General features: G+C 57.0%; 20 protein-coding genes and 3 pseudogenes. 11 read left to right on the top strand and 12 right to left on the bottom strand.

The annotated features are described in order from the left end of the window. Positions 1 to 23: 23 nt before the first annotated feature. From JZM24_RS08855 to JZM24_RS08830, 6 genes are all read right to left on the bottom strand, one after another. On the bottom strand, positions 24 to 437 hold the full coding sequence (locus JZM24_RS08855; RefSeq protein WP_215669373.1) for an ATP-binding cassette domain-containing protein: 414 nt from the start codon (positions 435 to 437) through the stop codon (positions 24 to 26). Between the two features lie 14 nt (positions 438 to 451). Next, a complete protein-coding gene (locus JZM24_RS08850) occupies positions 452 to 1,546 on the bottom strand; it encodes an ABC transporter substrate-binding protein (protein ID WP_215669372.1) in 1,095 nt (364 codons plus the stop codon). A 14-nt stretch (positions 1,547 to 1,560) separates the two neighbouring features. Then, entirely contained in the window at positions 1,561 to 1,995 is a 435-nt protein-coding gene (locus JZM24_RS08845) for a PaaI family thioesterase (protein ID WP_215669371.1), read from the bottom strand. Further along, positions 1,992 to 3,002: an alcohol dehydrogenase catalytic domain-containing protein gene (locus tag JZM24_RS08840; RefSeq protein WP_215669370.1), complete on the bottom strand. Its 1,011-nt coding sequence runs from the start codon at positions 3,000 to 3,002 to the stop codon at positions 1,992 to 1,994. Before JZM24_RS08840 ends, JZM24_RS08845 begins: the two co-directional genes overlap by 4 nt. 1 nt (position 3,003) lies before the next feature. Next, positions 3,004 to 3,897 carry a VOC family protein gene (locus tag JZM24_RS08835; protein ID WP_215669369.1) on the bottom strand — a complete coding sequence of 298 codons (894 nt, stop codon included), beginning with the start codon at positions 3,895 to 3,897 and terminating at the stop codon, positions 3,004 to 3,006. Between the two features lie 683 nt (positions 3,898 to 4,580). After that, a complete protein-coding gene (locus tag JZM24_RS08830) occupies positions 4,581 to 5,222 on the bottom strand; it encodes a glutathione S-transferase family protein (protein WP_215669368.1) in 642 nt (213 codons plus the stop codon). 246 nt (positions 5,223 to 5,468) lie between these two features. On the opposite strand from JZM24_RS08830, the pseudogene JZM24_RS08825 reads away from it, so the two are divergent. Both JZM24_RS08825 and JZM24_RS08820 read left to right on the top strand, forming a co-directional pair. Then, positions 5,469 to 6,357: pseudogene (locus JZM24_RS08825) on the top strand (alpha/beta hydrolase). Positions 6,358 to 6,794: 437 nt separating this feature from the next. Beyond that, the gene (locus JZM24_RS08820; RefSeq protein WP_215669367.1) at positions 6,795 to 8,003 is read left to right on the top strand and encodes an MFS transporter; all 1,209 of its coding nucleotides are present in this window, start codon (positions 6,795 to 6,797) and stop codon (positions 8,001 to 8,003) included. Between the two features lie 100 nt (positions 8,004 to 8,103). Here the strand turns inward: JZM24_RS08820 and JZM24_RS08815 are convergent, their stop codons facing one another. Then, a complete protein-coding gene (locus JZM24_RS08815) occupies positions 8,104 to 8,670 on the bottom strand; it encodes a DcrB family lipoprotein (RefSeq protein ID WP_215669366.1) in 567 nt (188 codons plus the stop codon). Positions 8,671 to 8,981: 311 nt separating this feature from the next. Further along, positions 8,982 to 9,582 (bottom strand): annotated as a pseudogene (locus tag JZM24_RS08810) (7-cyano-7-deazaguanine/7-aminomethyl-7-deazaguanine transporter). A gap of 190 nt (positions 9,583 to 9,772) precedes the next feature. Between JZM24_RS08810 and tusA the strand changes: the two are divergent. Further along, on the top strand, positions 9,773 to 10,027 hold the full coding sequence (tusA, locus tag JZM24_RS08805; protein ID WP_215669365.1) for a sulfurtransferase TusA: 255 nt from the start codon (positions 9,773 to 9,775) through the stop codon (positions 10,025 to 10,027). 26 nt (positions 10,028 to 10,053) lie between these two features. Here the strand turns inward: tusA and JZM24_RS08800 are convergent. Further along, positions 10,054 to 10,676, bottom strand: a pseudogene (locus JZM24_RS08800) (lysoplasmalogenase). A 206-nt stretch (positions 10,677 to 10,882) separates the two neighbouring features. Here JZM24_RS08800 and JZM24_RS08795 point away from each other — a divergent pair. Further along, positions 10,883 to 11,203 carry a DUF1820 family protein gene (locus JZM24_RS08795; protein ID WP_074012110.1) on the top strand — a complete coding sequence of 107 codons (321 nt, stop codon included), beginning with the start codon at positions 10,883 to 10,885 and terminating at the stop codon, positions 11,201 to 11,203. A 77-nt stretch (positions 11,204 to 11,280) separates the two neighbouring features. Here JZM24_RS08795 and JZM24_RS08790 read toward each other — a convergent pair whose 3' ends face one another. Beyond that, positions 11,281 to 11,568: a DUF1145 family protein gene (locus JZM24_RS08790; protein WP_215670074.1), complete on the bottom strand. Its 288-nt coding sequence runs from the start codon at positions 11,566 to 11,568 to the stop codon at positions 11,281 to 11,283. Then, a complete protein-coding gene (gene rsmD / locus JZM24_RS08785; RefSeq protein WP_215669364.1) occupies positions 11,558 to 12,163 on the bottom strand; it encodes a 16S rRNA (guanine(966)-N(2))-methyltransferase in 606 nt (201 codons plus the stop codon). Before rsmD ends, JZM24_RS08790 begins: the two co-directional genes overlap by 11 nt. Before the next feature lie 228 nt (positions 12,164 to 12,391). Between rsmD and ftsY the strand changes: the two genes are divergently transcribed. The 4 genes from ftsY (at position 12,392) to rpoH (ending at position 16,917) form a co-directional block, all read left to right on the top strand. Next, the gene (gene ftsY, locus JZM24_RS08780) at positions 12,392 to 14,224 is read left to right on the top strand and encodes a signal recognition particle-docking protein FtsY (protein WP_215669363.1); all 1,833 of its coding nucleotides are present in this window, start codon (positions 12,392 to 12,394) and stop codon (positions 14,222 to 14,224) included. A gap of 3 nt (positions 14,225 to 14,227) precedes the next feature. Next, positions 14,228 to 14,896 carry a cell division ATP-binding protein FtsE gene (gene ftsE, locus JZM24_RS08775; RefSeq protein WP_215669362.1) on the top strand — a complete coding sequence of 223 codons (669 nt, stop codon included), beginning with the start codon at positions 14,228 to 14,230 and terminating at the stop codon, positions 14,894 to 14,896. Then, entirely contained in the window at positions 14,886 to 15,902 is a 1,017-nt protein-coding gene (gene ftsX / locus JZM24_RS08770) for a permease-like cell division protein FtsX (RefSeq protein ID WP_246579920.1), read from the top strand. The genes ftsE and ftsX overlap by 11 nt, the downstream gene beginning before the upstream one ends. Positions 15,903 to 16,059: 157 nt before the next feature. Continuing rightward, positions 16,060 to 16,917, top strand: a complete 858-nt coding sequence (rpoH, locus tag JZM24_RS08765) for an RNA polymerase sigma factor RpoH (RefSeq protein WP_215669361.1) — start codon at positions 16,060 to 16,062, stop codon at positions 16,915 to 16,917. Between the two features lie 151 nt (positions 16,918 to 17,068). Here rpoH and panM read toward each other — a convergent pair whose 3' ends face one another. Next, complete coding sequence (panM, locus tag JZM24_RS08760; RefSeq protein WP_215669360.1) at positions 17,069 to 17,467, bottom strand: aspartate 1-decarboxylase autocleavage activator PanM; 399 nt, start codon at positions 17,465 to 17,467, stop codon at positions 17,069 to 17,071. Positions 17,468 to 17,703: 236 nt separating this feature from the next. On the opposite strand from panM, the gene ugpB reads away from it, so the two are divergent. Genes ugpB through ugpE form a run of 3 tightly spaced genes read left to right on the top strand, consistent with a single transcriptional unit; the run spans position 17,704 to position 20,814 of the window. Beyond that, positions 17,704 to 19,026: a sn-glycerol-3-phosphate ABC transporter substrate-binding protein UgpB gene (gene ugpB, locus JZM24_RS08755; RefSeq protein ID WP_215669359.1), complete on the top strand. Its 1,323-nt coding sequence runs from the start codon at positions 17,704 to 17,706 to the stop codon at positions 19,024 to 19,026. A gap of 58 nt (positions 19,027 to 19,084) precedes the next feature. Beyond that, positions 19,085 to 19,972 (top strand): sn-glycerol-3-phosphate ABC transporter permease UgpA, encoded by an 888-nt coding sequence (gene ugpA, locus JZM24_RS08750; protein WP_215670070.1) that lies wholly within the window; start codon positions 19,085 to 19,087, stop codon positions 19,970 to 19,972. Further along, entirely contained in the window at positions 19,969 to 20,814 is an 846-nt protein-coding gene (gene ugpE / locus JZM24_RS08745) for a sn-glycerol-3-phosphate ABC transporter permease UgpE (protein ID WP_215669358.1), read from the top strand. The genes ugpA and ugpE overlap by 4 nt, the downstream gene beginning before the upstream one ends. The last annotated feature ends 1 nt before the right edge of the window (position 20,815 follow it).

Raw genomic sequence — 20,815 nt, 5'->3', positions numbered from 1 at the left:
AGACATATATTCAAGCCTATCTCTTATCTGGAGATACAGCTACTGTCTGGTGTTTCAGGGGGATAAATCACCCACGAAAGCTCATGTGGGTAGTGGCGCTCGAATTTCTCCAGCCGCAGTAGCGCCCTGGCGCGAGTCTCCCCCTGCTTGATATCCATGCCAAGCGTGCGGATCGGCAACATGACATTTTGCAGCACCGTTTGCCACGGCAATAAGGTCGCCTGTTGAAACACGATACCGACATCACGGCGCGGGCCGGTGATAGGGGTGCCATCAAGTTCGGCGATCCCTGCCGAGGGGGTGAGAAGTCCCGCGGCAACCTTCATCAGGGTGGATTTGCCACAGCCTGACGGGCCAAGAATTGACAAGAATTCGCCCTGTGCCAGCGTCGTATTGAAGTTATACAGCGCCGGCGTAGCGCCACGTGACGCAGACATGTAGTGCACCTGGTTCACTTATTCAACTTTAATTCAACTTTATAGGATTTCGCCTGTGCCACGACCGCGGCGGCATCGAAATCAGACATTGCCGACACTAACGCATTGGTATAACAGTTGGCAAGATTGATCTCTTTACTCTGCAACTGTCCGCCGTCATATAGCGCATCGACGAAGTTCTGCCAGATTTTCTCGTCATATTGCCCCCACTGGCGCGGTTTACCCGCCGGGAAATCCAGCATTTTATTGAAGCGGGAATTAAACACTTGAACATTGTCAGCCAGCACATTTTGCGCATCGCCGCCGGGGCGGGTGTTGGGGTATTTTTTCCAGAACAGCTCGACGCAGGCTTCGCGGTTGGCTTCACAGAAGACCGTTGCCTTGGCGACGGCGCGGCCGAAGCCCGTTAGGACTTGCGGTTTTTCTTTTATCATTTCATCGCTGGCGATAAAACCGTTGCTGAACAGGTTGGCATAGCGCGGCAATTTCGGCAGCCGGCGAATTTTGGTGCCCTGAACTTCAAGCGTGGCGTGCTGAGTATCAAACAGGTTCAGCGCGTCGATTTTTTTGCTGGTCAGCGCCAAAAACGCGGCGCTGCCGATACCGACCGGCACCATAGTGGCATTAATCCCCAATTCTTTGAATTCCGCTTTAGTTATCGGCACGTTACCAAAACTCATTGCGCCTACGCCCAGGGTTTTACCGTCCAGCTCCTTCAGGGTCTTAATGGGAGACTCAGCGGGGACGATAAATTCCCACCCGGAGCTGCGGGTGGAGTTATAGAAAAATTTCAGCGGCAGACGCTTTTGGCCAGGCGCGTTGGAAAGAATAATGGTATCCGGGTTGGGATAACGGATATCAACGCGTTTCGCCAGCATTTGCGGGATAAGCGTGCCGGTCCATTTAAAGCCCATGACCTCAACATCCAGCCTTTCGTCTTTAAAATATCCCAGTTCTTGCGCGACAATCACGGGAGCCTGCGAAAGGGTAATATCGGTGACATTGGCATAGCGGACTTTGGTTAATTCTGCAGAGGCTGAAGTCGACATCATCCCCATTACGACGGCGGCTAACGCCGCGATTTTTGCAGTAGAAAATATGGTTGGCATCATCAACTCCTGAATTATCCTTTCACGGGAACATAGGTTCCGCGGCCAATAGCTACCAATTTGCCGGTGGCTGCAGTAATCTCGATGTCGATTATGGCGAATGACCGCCCCTGCTTACGTACGGTGGCGGTGGCGTCAACATAAGCCCCTAGCGCAGGGCGTAAATAATCGATATGCAGGTTTACGGTGGGAACGCCGCCGCCCAAAAGCATGCCGAGCGCGAAATCGCCCGCCACATCAATAAGCGCGGCCAGCGCTCCGCCGTGAAATTGTTGCGATCCCACCGCGCCACGTTCAATCTCCGGGCGCAGCGGCATGCGCACCGCCAGACGTGACGCGACATAATCCATTTCCAGAATTTCGAGCTGCATGGCGTTGATAAATCGCGATTGCTGGAAAATCTGCGCCAGACCGTCACGGGTGAGCTGCTGGGAGTGATCATTATTCATGGTTTTACCACCACCTTGCCAAATACCAGACGATCTTCCAGCTGGCGGAATGCTTCATTGATATCGGTAATGGCATATGTGTTATCAATGACGGGATTGAGTTTGCCGGCGCGCACCAGCTCCAGCAAACGGTTAAGATCGTCACGTGCCCAGCCGTTGGAGCCCAGTATTTGCAGTTCATAACTCCAGACAAAACGCAGATCTTCTTTCGGATCATAGCCGGCCGTCGCGCCACAGGTCAGCAGGCGCCCGCCGCGGTGCAGGGTGCGCAGGGATTTTACCCAGGTATCGCCGCCGGTGAAGTTGACCGCGACATCCATACCGGATTCATAAAGGCGCCGATGCGGTTTGCCGAAGTGAGTAAACACCCACTTCATGAAATCGTCCTGTTTGTAATTCAGCAGGTGATCTGCCCACAACGCTTTCAGACGCTCAAGCTTGTCCGGGGTCGACGCGGCGGCGACCACTTCGGCTCCCGCCAGTTTGGCCAATTGCACGCAGCAGGTTCCCACGCCGCCCGAGGCGCCCAGGATCAGGACCTTTTCGCCGGCCTTGATTTTGCCGATGGTCATCATCATCCGCCAGGCCTTGCCGTAGGCCACGGGTAGGCAGGCCGCGGTTTCATAGCTGACATCGTCAGGTAGCGCTACCAGGTGATGAGCCGGCACCGCACAATATTCCGCCAGCCCCCCATGCCGCGCTTCGCCGATAACGCCGCCAAAGGTTTTACGGTCGGAAGGATCGATCATGACCCGATCGCCCACGCGCCATTCGGTGATTTCGCGCCCGACTTCGACAATTTCCCCGGCAAAATCCAGGCCTATAATGATGGGCATCGGCACCGTAATGCCCGGCATGCCGTTGCGGGTAAAAATATCATGATAATTCAGCGTGGCCGCATGCACTTTGATGATCACTTCATCCGGTGCCGCGATGGGATCGGCGAACTGCGTTTCATACTGGATACTGCCCGCGCCGCCATGTTGATAAATTACCGCTGCTTTCATTTCATCTCCGTTGGCTATTCTTTGAATTGTAGGGCCGTGTGGCTTGCGATATCCGGGCCGACCCATAGCGTTTTGTCACGCCATCAAGACAGCAGGCAAGCTCATAAGGCACCTGACGTTGCTGAAAATAGTCCTCAAGCAACGCAAGCGACTTCACTTTGATGCAGGCTGCCGCTACGCGGTTGAGGGGGGGACGGAGGACGGGCGCATAGCGCCGCATCGCGTCTTCCGCCATCACCCAAATCTTGCCCGTCGTGAGGGAGAACTCCCAGGCTGGGCCCAGCTGCCGGGGTTCGCCGGCAAGTTGGCGGAAGCGCGCGATCGTATCGTCAAGCGTCGCGGTGACGATATAGACGCCGGACAGCGCTTCGGCGCCATTGGGGTGCGTCAGAAGATGAGGCTGCCATAAGACCTCGGGCGTGCAGTGCTCGATAACGATAAAACGCGCTTCTTGATAGCTGTCGGTATCCAAATATATATTGCGGAACCGGGCCCGGCGAATGAGGTCATTATTGACGCCAAAGGGTGTATCCCTTTCCAACGCAATGGGCTGGAGGGCGTGTACGCCGGCATGGATTAATGCCGAATAAGCGTCCTCGGCCCGGGAGCACCGCATAGCGACGATATGTAATCCTTCATAGCGTTCGACCATTTTCTTTACGTTGCTGGGCAGAGCGGCGTCCATTAAGCCGATTATCTCGAAATAACCTTGCGCAAACATGGCGCAATGGTTACCGGATCCCCAAGGGACTATCTTGCCATCGGTGTCGTTCGCGCCAGCATGCATACTCAGGGCCGTCAGGTTAAAGCCCAATTTTTGATACGCGTCTTTTGCTGTTGCGAGATCTTTTACCGCCAGACCGACGTGGTCCAGGGACAACGTGAGAGCATCCATTTTGACCGCTTTGCCTTTATCTACGCGAGTTGATTATTAGCGCTGCTTAACATCATCATGTGGGAATAAATTTCTTACAACTTAGCCCACGGGAGAAGAAATTGATTCTTTTTCACGCTTATAAAGCATGATAATGTCTCGAAATTTGAAAACCGTAATATTGTTTTCTTATATCTTATAGCCAATATCCATTTAACCAAGGGCTGCGTCGTACGGGTATGCGCTGCGCATTTTTGGTCAGCCCCCCTTTGATTGAAAAAAGGGTTATATATAAACGCGTTGCAGAATACACGTTTTTACCGCCAAATACCACTGTCGCGGTTTGACGGCTTATTGGATGACAGCGACAGATAAAGTCGATAGATATTTCTAATATTATGATAACAAAGAGAAAATTATTCTATTATCTTATGCTGTAATCCTGTAAAAGAGAAATTCTTTTTTATAGGAGGGGATGTCGGTAATCACTGCATTCCCGATGGAGTATTTTATATTTTTCCGCATAATGAGAATACCCTGCCAATAATGAAGCGGAATTCAGCACAAGTGATAATAATTATTTCCTGTCGGCGGTGGTAAAATGTCGGTGTCCTGCAACCGACAGCGCGATAACCGGCGCGGCATTTTCTGCCGTCCGGCTGCCTGCCCGGTGTAGGTCAACGCCTGCGCCGGGCAACAAAAGTCTAAGGCACGCGCAATTCGTCGTAAGACACCATCACATGTTCGGCAAAGGCGGGGCGTTGGGTCAATCGTTCATAATAGCGCGCGATCGCCGGATAAACGGGACGTTCGACAGCGATGGTGTAATAACGATACAGCAGATGGCCGAATTGAATATCCGCCAGTGTAAAAGCGTGGCCGGCCAAATACCCCGCGCGGGCGATTTGGGCGTCCGCTATGGCCAGATTGAGCTGGAGCTTGTCCAGCGCATGGCGAATGGCCTGCGCATCCCGCTCGCCGGCGGCGGTTCTGACGACCCGCCAGAATACGGGGGCGGTGAAGTTGAGCGCAACGTTGATTTTGGCCCATTCCGCCCATTTATCGACATTCGCCAGGGCCAGAGGCTCCGCCGGCCAAAAATCCAACGCGCCATAGCGGCCGGCTAGGTAGCGTAGAATGGCGCCGGTTTCCCATAAAGGATCGCCTTTATCATCACGGATGACGGGGACGGTGCCGTTGGGATTCATGGCTAAAAACGCCGCCGTGTTGTTGCCGCCGTAGCGATGGCCGATATCATAGCGGACAAACGGCAGCCCGAGCTCACCTACACACCACATCAATGCCTGCACATTGGAAGACGTCTTTCTGCCCCAGATCTCAATCATGCCCTTTACCCGCCGTAATAGTGCCGATGTCCGCATTATAAAGGGCTTTCGTGGCACCGTCCTGGCGTAAACAGGTTTCGCCCCCTGTCGAATGCCCAACGTTCAAGACTCAACGCGTAACGTGCCGTGGCGGGCAATCCTCTCCCTGCCGTACTACGCTTAAAGACGACATCCCTCTGCCAGGAGACGATAATGAGTTACTCCCCTTTGCAACCGTAACAGGCACGGACCGATCGTCAGGTCGAAATCTTTTTGCAAGCTTTGAACGGTGCCGATGCGCCGCCAGTGGAAAGTTTGCCGCCGGCGCAGGCGCGCCAGGTGCTCATTGACGCACAAAAATCCGTCGCCATTGATTTGAGCGGCGTTGACGAGTCGGAACAGATCATCACCGTCGACGGCCAGCCGCTGAGCTTGAATATCGTCCGCCCGGCCAATACCGACGGGGTTGCTGCCGGCATTCGTTTTTTTCCACGGCGGCAGCTGGGTACTGGGCGATTATTTTACCCACAAACGACTGGTGCGCGATCTGGTGGTCGCCAGCGGCGTGGTGGGGATTTTTGTCAACTATACCCCCTCGCCGGAGGCGCGCTATCCGGTGGCGATACGGCAAGCCTACGCCGCGCCGCGCTGGGTGGCTGAGCACGGCAACGCTATCGATGTCGACGGCACACGGCTTGCCGTGGCGGGAAACAGCGTTGGCGGCAATCTGGCGACCGTGGTGAGCCTGATGGCGAAAGAGCACGGCACGCCGTCCCTCGCTTGCCAGATCCTGCTGTGGCCCGTGACGGACGCGACTTTCACCACCGATTCATATCAGCGCTACCCGGAAGGCTACTTCCTGACCAAGGGCATGATGGAGTGGTTCTGGGATAACTACACGACCGATCCGGCCCAGCGTCAGGAAATTACCGCCTCGCCGCTGCGGGCACTGCCTGAGCAACTGGCCGGATTGCCGCCGGCGCTGGTGCAGGTGGCGGAGTATGACGTATTGCATGATGAAGGCGTAGCCTATGCACGTAAATTAAATGAGGCGGGGGTGGCCACCACCTTGGTGACTTACGGCGGGCTTATCCATGATTATGGGTTGCTCAATCCGCTGGCGCATGTTCCCGGCGTGCGCAGCGCGATTCTGTAGGCGGCCGCTGTGCTGAAAGCCCATCTGAACGCCTGAGCAAAAAGAGCGCTGACGGCGGGAGGGACCGATGCCTTGGCGGTCGTCTCCTCCGCCGGCATATCCCTGTTGCGTATGCCAAGCCACAGACGGTATGCGTGCCCCGCGGCGGTACGTTCCCTGCTGGCTCGCCACGACAATCACGGTGTCCGCGCTTGCGCGAGTGAGGTTGGGTGTGGGTTGGCCAGCGGCGTCAGGCTCGCACACCCTTGCACACCCTCGCTCCTCAAGCGGGGCGTTTGCGACGTCAGCGTCGCTATCCGCTGCCAATGCTGCGTCAAAACGACCACATTTTGGTCAGATGTACCATGATTCAGGCCACATTTTTTGTTATACTCATCAACTATGTGTCGGGTTGGCTATGTCGCCGCCGTTTACGTGTTATTTGCCGCGAGTTTTCGATGCCCCTACCAGGATCCTCCCCCCCTCCGGTCACCAGCGGGTGGCGACTCACCTTGCGTATTCTTTCGGTGGTGGTATTCAACTTCGTCAATTATCTCACCATCGGTCTACCGTTGGCGGTGCTGCCGGGTTATGTGCACGATCATATGGGCTACAGCGCCGTCTGGGCGGGGCTGGTGGTCAGTTTACAATATATGGCGACGCTGCTTAGCCGGCCTTACGCCGGGCGCTATGCTGATAGGGTTGGCCCAAAGCGCATTGTCGTACTTGGGCTGGACGGCTGTTTGCTCAGCGGCGTGTGTTATCTCTTCTCGCTGTGGACCGAATCCCTGCCCGTCGTGGCGCTGGCCTTATTGTGCGCGGGGCGGGTTATTCTTGGCCTTGGCCAGAGCTTTGTCGGCACCGGCGCCACACTTTGGGGCGTCGGCGCGGTGGGTTACAGCCATATCGGCCGTGTCATCTCGTGGAATGGCGTCGCCAGCTATGGCGCATTGGCTATCGGCGCGCCGCTCGGGGTGTGGCTGCATCACCTGGGCGGACTCGGGCTGCTCTCGGCGGTGATTATCCTGGTTGCGGGCGTCGCTATCGGCTTTGCGCTGCCTCGCCCGACGGTAAAAACGCTGGCCGGCAAGAAAATCCCTTTCAGCGCGGTGGTGGGCAAGATATGGCGTTACGGACTGGTGCTGGGATTGGCATCCTGCGGCTTCGGCGTCATTGCTACGTTCATCACACTGTTTTATGCCTCCCGTGGTTGGGACGGCGCGGCCTTCGCCCTGCCGCTGTTCAGCGCCGCCTTTGTCGGCACCCGGTTACTGTTTCCCAATAGTATTAACCGTTACGGCGGTTTAGCGGTCTCGCTGGTGTGTTACACGGTCGAGATTATCGGCCTGGTGCTGGTATGGCTGACGCCGACACCGTTCGCCGCTCAACTCGGTGCGTTGCTGACCGGGGCTGGATTTTCCTTGGTATTCCAGGCGCTGGGCGTCGTGGCCATGAAACAGGTTCCGCCACAGAATCAAGGCAGCGCGTTGGCGACCTTTACCGCGTTTATGAATTTGGCGTTGGGCATTGTCGGCCCCCTGGCGGGGATGTTGATGGCGCGTGCCGGGGCGGCCTCCATTTATCTCGCCGCCGCGCTGCTGGTGTTTGCGGGACTGCTGATGACCTTGTCCCTGCAGCGCGACGCCGAGGCGGAAGAGTCTTCCTGACGCGCCGAAGCGGTAATATTGGCGCGAAAAGCGATGACGCAGTGCGCTCATACACGCAGGCCGCGTCAGGTTGACTGAACATGACGCGCCGTTGTCGGCATTATTCAAACGTGAGCGTCTGGATAATGCTTTCCGCGGCGATCTGGGCTTTTTGCTGATCGTCCGCCGGCAAGGTCACCTGCATCGTCAGCAGATGATCGTCCACTTTCCCCAGCACCACCGCCGAATAGGCCTGCTTGCCGCCGCTGGCGATAATGCTATCCAACTGCTGCAGCGGTTTGCCGTTGACGGTGATCGCTTTGTTAGTGACGACTTGCAAGTCCGGATCGCGGGCGCGTTGCTCGTTTTCCAGACGTTGCGCCAGCGTATCCAACGTCTGCGGCGTATCATCGCTCAGGATGATTATCACCGCTTTGCGGCCCGTCGAATCCGCGTAGACATGCATATTGTTCGCCTGGGTCCCGACTTTACCACTTTGATCGCTCATATCTCCCGGTAATGTAAACGCTAACTTGCCATCCAGCAGGCTGATTTTATTCTCCGCCTTGGCCTGGGCCTGCGCCGCGCTGTCATGTGCGCCGGCGGTCTCCTGATCTTTGCTGTTATCGCAGGCCGATAGGCCGAGTACAAGCATCCCAATGCCCAGATACTTCGCTACTTTACGCATAGATTTACCTTCTAATTCCATATTATTCCGCCCCTTAGGCGGTGGATCCCATCAGCAGATGATGCTGCCACAACCGGCAGCTGCTGGCCCCGTTGAGACGCCGTCTGCCCGTTATTCCTGCGCCTTGATATGCATTGACCGGCAGGATTAACATTAGAAAACATAGCATCCCCTGTCGCCGGCTGCGTATTTTTAAGCGAAGCTTGTGATAGCGTCCCGTCACTGGGTACGCTTGCGCCGGAGAGCGGCGGGTAAGCGTTGACGGAATCGCCGGCGAACAAGCATGGGCAGAGTTTAGCGCAATGGCGGGATTAACTCAGCCGGAGTAATCCGGGATTGGACTGGCGGGCGATGCGTTTAAGCAGCATGTTGAGCAGCACGCCATACATCGGCAGGAAGAAAATCATGCTAATCAGTAGCTTGAAGCTATAATCCACCGTGGCTATCTCGACCCAGTGGGCTGCCATAAACGGATCGTGGCTTTGATAGAAGGCGATAAAGAAAAAGGCCGCCGTGTCGGAGGCGTTGCCGAACAGCGTGGAAACGGTCGGCGCGATCCACCACCGGCCGCGCTGGCGCAAACGGTTGAAAACGTGTACATCCAGAATCTGGCCGATGGCATAGGCCATAAAACTGGCGCAGGCGATACGGGCTACGAACAGGTTGAACGTCCCCAGCGCGGCAAATCCCTGCCATTCGCCCTGATAAAACAGCGACGAGACACAATAAGATATCAGCAGCGCCGGTACCATGACGGTGAGGATGATCCTGCGCCCCAGGTCAGGTGGTGGTGAAGCCGAAAATCGATACCGGCAGCTGCACCAGGTAATTACTTGATGTGATGATCAATAAATGAAATAGTGCCAGCCCAGTCAAGGCGTGTAACCGCTGTCGTGGCGAAAATCTGAACATGATATAACCTTTTTTAACCATGGGGTGAGGGAACCCAGAATGCCGGATGCTTTTTTCCGCGCGCGCATGATACCTTTTTGTGCCGTCAATGCAACGGGAGAATCGTTTAACCGTTGCCCCGCTTGCAGCTGTCGTTTACCGGCGTAAACTAGTGGCCCGACGCTTATAACGCTAAACGTGGATATCCTGTATGCCTGATGCTTTTGCCGCCGCGGATCACACCCTGGACGCTCGCGGCCTGCGCTGCCCCGAACCCGTCATGATGGTGCGTAAAACCGTGCGCCATATGGCCGAGGGTCAGACATTGCTGATTATCGCCGACGATCCGGCCACCACCCGCGATATCCCCGGCTTTTGCCGGTTTATGGAGCATACCTTGCTGGCGCAGGCGACGGAACAGCTGCCTTACCGTTACCTGTTGCGTAAAGGGCGGGCGGCGGCCTGAACGCAACCGTCCGCATGGGCAAAAGGTCAAAGATACAGCGAGCGCACTATTAAAAAATGGCCGGCGAAGTAGCAGGCGGCGAACACCGCGCGGGAAGCATTGAACGGATAGCGGTAATGACTGATTAACCAGACGGCCGCCGCCACCAGCAGCAATGCGGTGCCCGCCAGTAGCGAGAAGGTATAGTCGTTGCCGAGCAGGAAATATTGTTCACCCGCGACCCAGACCGTCAGCAGCGTGACGCCAATATAGGTGCCGGCCAACGTAACTCGTCAAGTCGGGACCAGAGCAACATAATCAACGCCGCGCCGAGAAGCAAAAGCGTCAGCGGCATCGGCCAGAATATCGCCAGTGTCATGCGGCTGGCGAAGCCGATGGTATAGAGCACATGGCAGAGAAAGAACGCGCCGACGGCGTAAAGCAGCCGTTCGCTCGATAGCATCAGCAGTGCGCTTCCGGCGAGCGTGGCCAGCAGGCCGAGGATGATCAAATAGCCGGTGGCGGTCAAGCCCGGCGCCTGCCAGGCAAGCGCCAGCAGTAACAGCAGCGTAATGTGTTGAAACAGCCAGCGTTGCCAGACCGGGCCACGGTAAGAGGCGTCAACGTACAGCCATCCCGAGAAGACTACTGCCATAAAAGACCAAAGCATTGGCGTTCCTTTTGGTGCGTGGTGAGTTGATTATCGGCGATGACGTCCGCGATGATAACGGTCCAGGGCGTCTTGCGACGGCGCTTAGGTGCCATGGCGTTGACATCCCGGTCGAGGCAGATGCGCGTTGCCGGCCTTCATGCTATGTTAGCGCCACTTTTTTCCTGCGCAATTCATGCGTACACATTGCGGGAGACAGCAGGTTTATGAGCAGCGAGCAGCCTATTTATCGCATTCAGTTTATTAACAATGGCAAAAATTATCAGCTATTTGTCCGTGAGCTGAGTCAAAGTCCCCTGTTCGGATTTATCGAGATCGGCGATTTTGTCTTCAGTAGCCACAGCAATCTGGTGGTCGATCCCTCCGAGGAAAAGCTGAAGACGGAGTTTAACGGCGTCAGCCGCAGCTACATCCCGCTGCAGGCCGTCATTCGCATTGACGTCGTGACCGAAAAGGGCAGCGCCCGCATCTCCGATTTGGGCGATAACGTCACCATGTTTCCCTATTTGCCCGGTAAGAAACCCTAATCAGCCGGCTGAATACCTTAAGCCCCCTCATACCGGTCGCCGGGGCGTTCCTGCGCAGGCGGTATTGCGACAGGGGTTCAACGGCCGCGGCCGGCGGGGCGCTGCGCCCGCTGCTGCTTCTGCCAGGCGACCATTTCAAAAACGCCGAAAAGAAAAACCCGCTCCTGAAAAGCGGCGCGGGGCTTGGCCTCGTCTTTGGTCAGCGTGGCTTTCAGCAGCGTTAGCTGCAACGCATGCATCACCACCATAAAGAACAGTACAATATCGAGAAAATATTTCAGCGGTTTCGGAAACGGCTGTATTAGGTTGAATAACAAAAAGCCCCATATCATCAGCATTAACAGACGGCCCAGGTTAATCAGTATCATATTGCTTCTCCGGCGTAGCGTGACGGATATAGAGCCGGTAGGCGACTTGACCGGCGATTTTTTCCCGATGTAGCTGCCAATGGGCCGGCACCTCGGGGGTGGGGCCTTCTGTTTCGGTTTCAATGTAAATCCAGGCGTCGTCCGCCAGACGCCGGTGCTGCTCCAGCGCGGCCACCGTTGCGGTTATCATCCCGTGACGAAAGGGGGGATCGATGAAAACAACATCGAAAGCGTCGCCCGGTTGTGCGAGCCAGCGCAGGCTGTCGGCGGTGATGACCTGCGCCTGCTGCGTCTGCAACACCTGCAGGTTCCGGCTAAGCTGCGCGCTGACCGCGCGGTCTTGCTCCAACAGCGTGACGCTGGCGGCGGCACGCGACAGCGCCTCAAGACCTAAAGCGCCGCTGCCGGCGAAACAATCCAGGCAGCGAGCGCCCTGGATGACCGGCGCCAGCCAATTGAACAGCGTTTCCCGCACCCGATCGGTGGTCGGGCGTAAACCCGGGCTGTCTGGCACCGGCAGCTTACGGCCGCGCCAGAGGCCGCCGATGATACGGATTTGACCGGCGGAGCGTGCAGTATTGTTATTTGCCATAGATATCTTGTTACGAGTCAAAGCGCGCAAAGACCACAACGAATGTCAACGATAGTCTATTCTAGCGGGACGGAGGGACGTGGGAAACGGTATTTCGCATTTGATTTATCCTGTGGAACAAAAACCCACCGCGAAGCATGTTGCCCGCCGGGGTAAAGTGGTAAACTCTGAGTATTATCAGACAGGTTATTTATTCGCCACCTTGTTGGGCGAGGAGTGTAGTCGCAAATGGCAAAAGAGAAAAAACGCGGTTTCTTTTCCTGGTTAGGCTTTAACCGTCAGTACGATGACGCAGGCAGCGAGCCGCAAGCCGAACGGGATACCGACGCCCCGGGCGCCGGAGGCGAAACCGACGCGCCAGTTGCCGCCACCGCAGCGCATGATGAGGCGGCGCAGGCCGTCGAACCGGCGTCACCCCAGGCGCAAGCCGACAGACCGGGACCGGATCGGACCTCGGCGCCGGCTGCGCAAGCGCAGAGCGCCATCGCTGAATCGATGCCAACGCTGCCTGTCAGCGCGGCGAAGCCTTCTGCCGCTGAGCCGATGCCAACGCCGCCTGCCAGCGCGGAGGGCCCCGCCGCTGCGCCGCTGTCAACGGCGCCGGCGCAGGGTGACGAGCCCGTGCCGGCCCCGCACGACCGGGAGCACGACGCGCAGCGAATGGCGGCGGAAATCGTTTCTCTCACCGAGCAGGTTGCGACAGGGCGAGATAACCAGACCGCTCGCGAACGGCAGTCGGCGGCCGATATTGCCTCTGTCGTGCACCTGCCCGCACACGGCGGCACGGCTGACGCAGGGCGTGAGGCGGCGGTTTCCCGTGATAGTGCCTTGCACGAGGATGCGCTTACCTCCCGCCGTTTTTCCGGCGTGACGTCCTCCGGGAGCAATACTATTGCCAGGTCGCCTGAGAACAATGGCACTGAGCCGATCGCAACCGACGCCGTCGTTAAGCCGCCAGGGAACGACGCCGGCGCGCCGTCCGCGAAAGATGACGCCACCGCGTCGCGCGCAATCTACGCCGCCGCCACGCCTGGCTCTATCGTCGACGCGGCGGTGGAAAACCGTCAGGATGCCGGTGCGGAATTGACGCTGGCCGCGGAAGAAGACATCGTCCCGCGCCCGACGCCAGACGGCGAGCGCGCAGGATTTTTTGCCAGGTTAAAAAACAGTCTGTTGAAGACCCGGCAGAACCTGGGATCCGGATTTATCGGAAGGTTTCGCGGCAAGAAAATCGATGATGATCTGTTCGAGGAATTGGAAGAACAACTGATCGTCGCCGACGTGGGCGTCGAAACCACCCGTAAAATAATTGATGGTTTGATTGACCACGCCGATCGCCGCCATCTGAAGGACGCTGAAGCGCTGTATAGTCAATTGCGCGCGGAAATGGCGTCCATCCTCGCCAAGGTAGAGCGGCCGCTGGAGGTGACGGGCAAAGCACCCTTCGTTATCCTGATGGTCGGCGTTAACGGCGTGGGGAAAACCACCACCATCGGTAAACTGTCGCGTCTTTATCAAGCTGAAGGGAAAAGCGTTATGCTGGCGGTGGGAGATACGTTTCGCGCGGCGGCGGTGGAACAATTGCAGGTGTGGGGCGAGCGCAACCATATTCCGGTGATAGCGCAACAGACCGGAGCCGATTCCGCCTCGGTCATTTTCGACGCTATCCAGGCGGCTAAATCGCGCGGTATTGACGTGCTGATCGCGGATACCGCGGGGCGATTGCAGAATAAAGCGCACCTGATGGACGAATTGAAGAAAATTGTCCGGGTGATGAAAAAGCTGGACGTTGAGGCCCCCCATGAGGTTATGTTGACCCTGGATGCCAGCACCGGGCAGAATGCCGTTAGCCAGGCCAACTTATTTAACGATGCGGTGGGGCTGACCGGCATTGCGCTGACCAAATTGGATGGCACCGCCAAGGGCGGGGTGATTTTTGCCGTGGCAGATCGCTTCAGCATCCCGATTCGCTTTATTGGCGTCGGGGAGGCTATTGAGGATTTACGGCCCTTTAAAGCCGACGATTTTATAGAGGCACTTTTTGCCCGAGAGGATTCATAAAGGATGATTCGCTTTGAACAAGTCAGCAAAGCCTATCTTGGCGGACGACAGGCATTGCAGGGGGTGGATTTTCACCTCCGTCCGGCCGAGATGGCGTTTCTGACCGGCCATTCCGGGGCGGGGAAAAGTACCCTGCTGAAATTGATATGCGGCATTGAGCGCCCGAGCGCGGGACATATCTTATTTGGCGGTCACGATATCAGCCGGCTGAAAAACAGCGAAGTCCCGTTTCTGCGCCGTCAGATCGGGATGATCTTTCAAGATCATCATCTGCTCATGGACCGTACCGTTTATGACAACGTCGCGATGCCGCTGGTGATCGCCGGCGCCAGTCTTGAGGACATCCGTCGCCGGGTGTCCGCAGCGCTGGATAAAGTCGGCCTGCTGGACAAAGCGCGCAATTTCCCGGTGCAGTTATCGGGTGGGGAGCAACAGCGTATCGGTATCGCCCGCGCCGTGGTCAACAAACCGGCGGTGCTGCTGGCCGACGAGCCGACGGGTAATCTTGACGACGCGCTGTCCGAGGGCATATTGCGTCTGTTTGAGGAGTTCAACCGCGTCGGCGTGACGGTGTTGATGGCGACCCATGATACCGGACTGATAGCGCGCCGGAATTACCGCATTTTTACGCTCAATCAGGGAAGAATGACCGGTGGCGTCCATGGCGAATAAATTCAACCGGCCCAATCGAGCGAACAAGCCTGCAAAACCGCCGCGCGCGCAAACGGCGGGGGAGGCGAAAGCGGCGAAATCCCGGGCGCTGCGCGGCGGATGGAAGCAGCAGTGGCGCTATGCCTGGCTGGATACGCTGGCGGATATGTGGCGACAGCCGCTGGCCACGCTGTTAACCGTCATGGTGATTGCCATTTCATTGACGTTGTCCAGTTTATGCTATTTGGTATGGAAAAACGTCAGCCAGGCGGCGGAGCAGTGGTACCCGACGCCGCAGTTGACGGTCTATCTGGATAAAGTGCTGGATGATGACGCTGCCCTGAGGGTGATAGGCGTGCTCAAACAGGAGGACGGCGTAGCGAAAGTCAACTATCTTTCACGTGAAGAGGCAATGGGCGAGTTCCGCAATTGGTCCGGCTTTGGCGGCGCCATGGATATGCTGGAGGAGAATCCGCTGCCGGCGGTGGCTATTATCACGCCAAAGGTCAATTTCCAGAGCGCCGACACGCTTAAGACGCTGCGCGACCGGGTTGCCGCAACTCAGGGTGTGGACGAGGTGCGGATGGACTATAGCTGTTTCGCCCGCCTGGCGGCGCTGACCGGCCTGGTCGGCAAGGTGTCCGCCATGATAGGCATTCTGATGGTCATTGCGGTATTCCTGGTCATCGGCAACAGTATACGTCTGAGCATTTTCAGCCGGCGCGACACCATCAACGTCATGAAATTGATCGGCGCCACTGATGGGTTTATCCTGCGGCCGTTTCTTAACGGCGGGGCGTTGTTGGGGCTGTGTGGCGCGGTGCTGTCGCTAATCCTGTCCGGCACGCTGGTTTGGCAGCTGGAATCGGTGGTGGCAAATGTGGCGGCGGTGTTTGGTACCACGTTCGTACTGCACGGACTGAGCTGGGATGAGGCTATCCTGCTGTTGCTGATTTCGGCCATGATTGGCTGGCTTGCGGCCTGGCTGGCGACGGTACAACATTTACGCCGGTTTACACCTGACTAACATTTTTTTGGTATAATGAGATCGGGACAAAGTACCGCGGTTGCTGAACTCACCGACGGGATCGCGGTCTTATTATCGGCTGTTCAATGGCAGTGGGTCGCGTCCTGGTCCGGGCTTTCTCTTGAACGGCGTCCACGTTTTTAGCGAGAGGTCATGAATGATCAGAGATATGCAAGTTTTAGCCTATGTTCCCCAGGGCAGTTTGGAAGCCTATGTCAGGGCCGCCAATGCCTATCCGATGCTTACGGCGGAGGAAGAGCGGGCGCTGGCTGAACGGCTGCATTATCAGGGCGATCTGGAGGCGGCCAAGCAGCTGATCCTGTCTCACCTGCGCTTTGTTGTTCATATTGCGCGTAACTATTCCGGCTACGGCTTGCCTCAGGCTGACCTGATTCAAGAAGGTAACATCGGCCTGATGAAAGCGGTCCGCCGCTTCAATCCGGAAGTGGGCGTGCGGCTGGTGTCGTTTGCGGTTCACTGGATCAAGGCGGAAATCCACGAATACGTGCTGCGTAATTGGCGTATTGTGAAAGTGGCGACCACCAAAGCGCAGCGTAAGCTGTTCTTCAACCTGCGTAAAACCAAGCAGCGCCTGGGTTGGTTTAACCAGGACGAAGTGGAAATGGTGGCCAAAGAGCTGGGTGTGACCAGCAAGGACGTCCGTGAAATGGAGTCCCGTATGGCCGCGCAGGATATGACATTCGATCCGACGCCGGAAGACGACAGCCGTGAAGGGCAGTCAATGGCGCCGATGCTGTATCTACAGGATAAGTCGTCCGACTTTGCCGACGATATCGAAGAGGATAATTGGGACGATCACGCCGCCGATAAGCTGAGCGCGGCGCTGGAAGGTCTCGATGAGCGTAGCCAGGACATTATCCGTGCGCGCTGGCTGGATGACGACAACAAAAGTACGCTGCAGGAGTTGGCCGACCGATACGGCGTTTCCGCCGAGCGCGTGCGCCAGCTTGAAAAAAACGCCATGAAGAAAATGCGTCTGGCGATCGAAGCCTGACGGCCGTGCGGCGATGTCCCGTCGCATGGGCAGCATATCATGCGCATTTCCTGGCGCCGTAGGCGCCTTCACAGCCGGTGATCATTCACCGGCTGTTGCGTTTTAGCGCGGCGTCATGATAGTGTCCGGTGGCCGATCGGGGCGCGAGCCGTTAACGGAGATGCCAGCCGTCAGGCTCTTCAGAGAAGCCGCAGGCGGACAAGAATTTTCCCAGCAGGGCGGCATATTCCAGCGGTTGTTGATTGCTAAGCCACCAAGAGACAATATCGGGCATCTGGCGGCGGGTTTCAGCCAATAAATACAGGCCCACGCCCAGCCGCCGGGTCTCAGGCCGCACACATAACCCCATCAGCCGCCCCTCTCCCCAGGCGGCGTCAATCTCCACCTGCACCGCGCCCAGCAGCCGATCGTTGAAGCGCGCGGCGAACAGCACATTGGAGTCGGTAAGTTGCTGTTGCAGCGCGTCGATATCCACGGCAGGCAAAATCTTTACCAGATCAAGCTTATCCTGGGGGATTAATACCGTCAGCCGTTCGATCGTCAGTTTCATGGGTTCCTTACAGGCGTTACCGTTATCCCGATCCCCAGAGACAGGCGAAGACCGGCGACGACAGTATAACGCAATTACCGTCGTTTACCGCGCGATATCATGACGCTGGCATAGCTATCGTTATAAAACGGCCGCTTGGCGGTGCGTCATAGCGCTGTCACCCTGATGTTATTTTTCTGTCATCTTCGCATGTCATGTTACAGGCCGTTACTGACTATAGGTTTCAGGAGAACGGCATGGTAAACCCCTTTGTCCGTACCGCGTCGCTGTGCGCCGCGCTGATGTGGGTCGTGAGTCAAAGCGCCTGGGCGGTGACGGAAATTCCTTTCTGGCACGCCATAAAAGGTGAGCTGGGAAAAGAGGTGGAAAGCCTGGCCACCCGTTTTAACCAGACGCATCCGGATTACCGCATCGTGCCGGTTTATAAGGGGGCTTACCCGCAGGAACTGGCGGCCGGCATCGCCGCCTGGCGCACTGGCAATGCGCCGGCTATCCTGCAGGTGTACGAGGTGGGTACCGCCACCATGATGGCCAGCCACGCTATTAAACCGGTGTATCAGGTGTTTAGCGACGCTGGTATTAATAATGATGAATCCGCCTTTGTGCCGGCGGTACTGGGCTACTATAGCGACAGTAAAACCGGCCATCTACTCTCCCAGCCGTTCAACAGTTCTACGCCGGTGCTGTATTATAATAAGGACGCCTTCAAACGGGCGGGGCTGAACCCCGAACAGCCGCCGCAAACCTGGCAGCAGCTGGCGGCGGACGCGGTTAAGCTGGGCGAAGCCGGTCTGGCCTGCGGCTATGCCAACGGCGGCTACCAAGGCTGGATCCATATTGAAAACTTCAGCGCCTGGCATGGCTTACCGGCTGCGACACAGGACAACGGTTTTGCCGGCACCGATGCCCGACTGGTGTTCAACGGACCGGTACAGACTAAACACATCCAATTGCTGGCGGACATGCTAAAGAACGGCAGCGCCGGCTATTTCGGCCGCGATGACGCCTATATGGCGAAGTTTTATGGCGGCGAATGCGGTATGGCTATTGGCTCTTCGGGCTCGTTGTCGACCGTGCGCCAGTACGCCAAATTCAATTATGGCGTTGGCATGATGCCTTATGACGCCGATGTAAAAGGCGCGCCGCAAAACGCCATGATAGGCGGCGCCAGCCTGTGGGTGATGGCCGGCAAGAGCGCGGCAACCTATAAGGGTGTCGCTCAATTCCTGCATTTCTTGGCCGAGCCGGCCATCGTCGCTGAATGGCATCAGCAAACCGGTTATCTGCCGGTTACTACCGCCGGATATAGGTTGAGCAAGCAACAAGGCTACTACGACCAACATCCGGGCGCCGATATCACGATTCGTCAGATGATGAACAAACCGCCACTGTCATTTACCAAAGGAATGCGTTTGGGCAATATGCCGCAGATCCGTACCGTGGTCGATGAGGAGCTGGAGCGCGTGTGGAGCGGTCAGGCCACCCCTAAACAGGGCTTGGATAATGCGATGGCGCGCGGCGACCAGCTGCTGCGCCGTTTCGAGCAATCCACACGCTAAACGCCGTCGCCCGCGCCGTTATCGCGCGGGCGCGCCGGACGCTGAAGAAGGGTGCATGATGACCGCCAGCCATCGCGGCTTTTCCCACCGGGCATTGCCCTGGCTGCTGGTTTTGCCGCAGCTGGTGGTGACCGGGGTGTTTTTTCTTTGGCCGGCCGGTAAGGCGCTGTGGTATTCGCTACAGGACGTAGATCCGTTCGGCCTGATCGGGGGCTTTGCCGGTCTGGACAATTTCCGCCGCTTAGTTGCCGCTCCCGGTTATCTGGCCTCCTTCGGCACCACGCTGGTGTTTAGCGGGCTGGTGACGGCGTGTGGAATGCTGTTAGCGTTGCTGTTTGCCGCCCTGGTCGATCATGTGCTGCGCGCCAAACGGCTTTATCAAACGCTGTTGCTGTTGCCGTATGCGGTCGCACCGGCCGTGGCGGCGGTACTGTGGTTGTTTCTGTTTAGTCCCGGTTTCGGGCTTATCAGCTATTGGCTGCACGGTCTCGGCTATGAATGGAATCATGCCCGCAACGCGGGTCAGGCAATGCTGTTGGTGGTGATGATCGCGGTGTGGAAACAAATCAGCTATAACTTCTTGTTTTTCCTGGCCGCGCTGCAATCTATTCCTCGTTCTCTGGTCGAGGCGGCGGCCATAGACGGCGCGGGACCGGTGCGGCGTTTCTTCCAACTGGCATTGCCGCTGATAGCGCCGGTGAGTTTCTTTTTGCTGGTGGTGAATCTGGTCTATGCCTTTTTTGATACGTTTCCGGTGATAGACGCCGCCACCGCCGGCGGCCCGGTTCAATCCACCACCACCTTGATTTACAAAATCTACCGTGAAGGCTTCACCGGGTTGGATCTGGCCAGCTCCGCAGCGCAGTCGGTGGTGCTAATGCTGCTGGTGATGGTACTGACCATTATCCAATTTCGCTTTATCGAGCGTAAGGTGCGCTATCAATGATTGAACAGCGGCGCGGGCTGGATATCTTCAGCCATGGTCTCTTGCTGGCAGGTGTCGCGGTGATCCTGTTTCCGTTATATGTGGCTTTGGTGGCGGCGTCGCTGGATTCACATCAGGTGTTTCAGGTCCCGCTGCGCCTGCTGCCCGGCGGCCACCTGTGGGAAAACCTATATCAGGTATGGTCGCAGGGTGTTAGCGGCCAGAGTGTCCCCTTTAGCCGCCTGTTGTTAAACAGTCTGATCATGGCGCTCGGTATCACCGTCGGTAAAATCACCGTATCGCTGCTGTCCGCCTTCGCTATTGTGTATTTCCGTTTTCCGCTGCGTAATCTGGCGTTTTGGCTGATTTTCATGACGCTGATGCTGCCGGTGGAAGTGCGGATTTTTCCCACGGTCGATGTGATTGCCCATTTACATATGCTGGACAGCTATACCGGTATGACGCTGCCGCTGATGGCGTCCGCCACCGCGACGTTTTTGTTCCGACAATTCTTCATGACCGTTCCTCATGAGCTGCTTGAAGCAGCGCGCATCGACGGCGCCGGCCCGCTGCGCTTTTTGTGGGATATCCTGCTGCCACTGTCAAAAACCAATCTGGCGGCGCTGTTTGTGATCACCTTTATTTATGGCTGGAATCAATATCTCTGGCCGCTGCTGATTATTAACGACGCTTCGCTGGGTACGGCGGTTGCGGGCATCCAAAGCATGATAGCCAGCGGAGACGGCACTACGCAATGGAATCAGGTCATGGCGGCGATGCTGTTGGCCCTGATTGCGCCGGTGGCGATTGTTTTAGTCATGCAGCGTGCGTTTGTGCGCGGCCTGGTGGATAGCGAGAAATAAC

The organism is Candidatus Sodalis endolongispinus, assembly GCF_018777395.1.
GTDB lineage: Bacteria > Pseudomonadota > Gammaproteobacteria > Enterobacterales > Enterobacteriaceae > Sodalis_B > Sodalis_B endolongispinus.
This window is presented reverse-complemented; position numbering and strand designations above follow the sequence as displayed.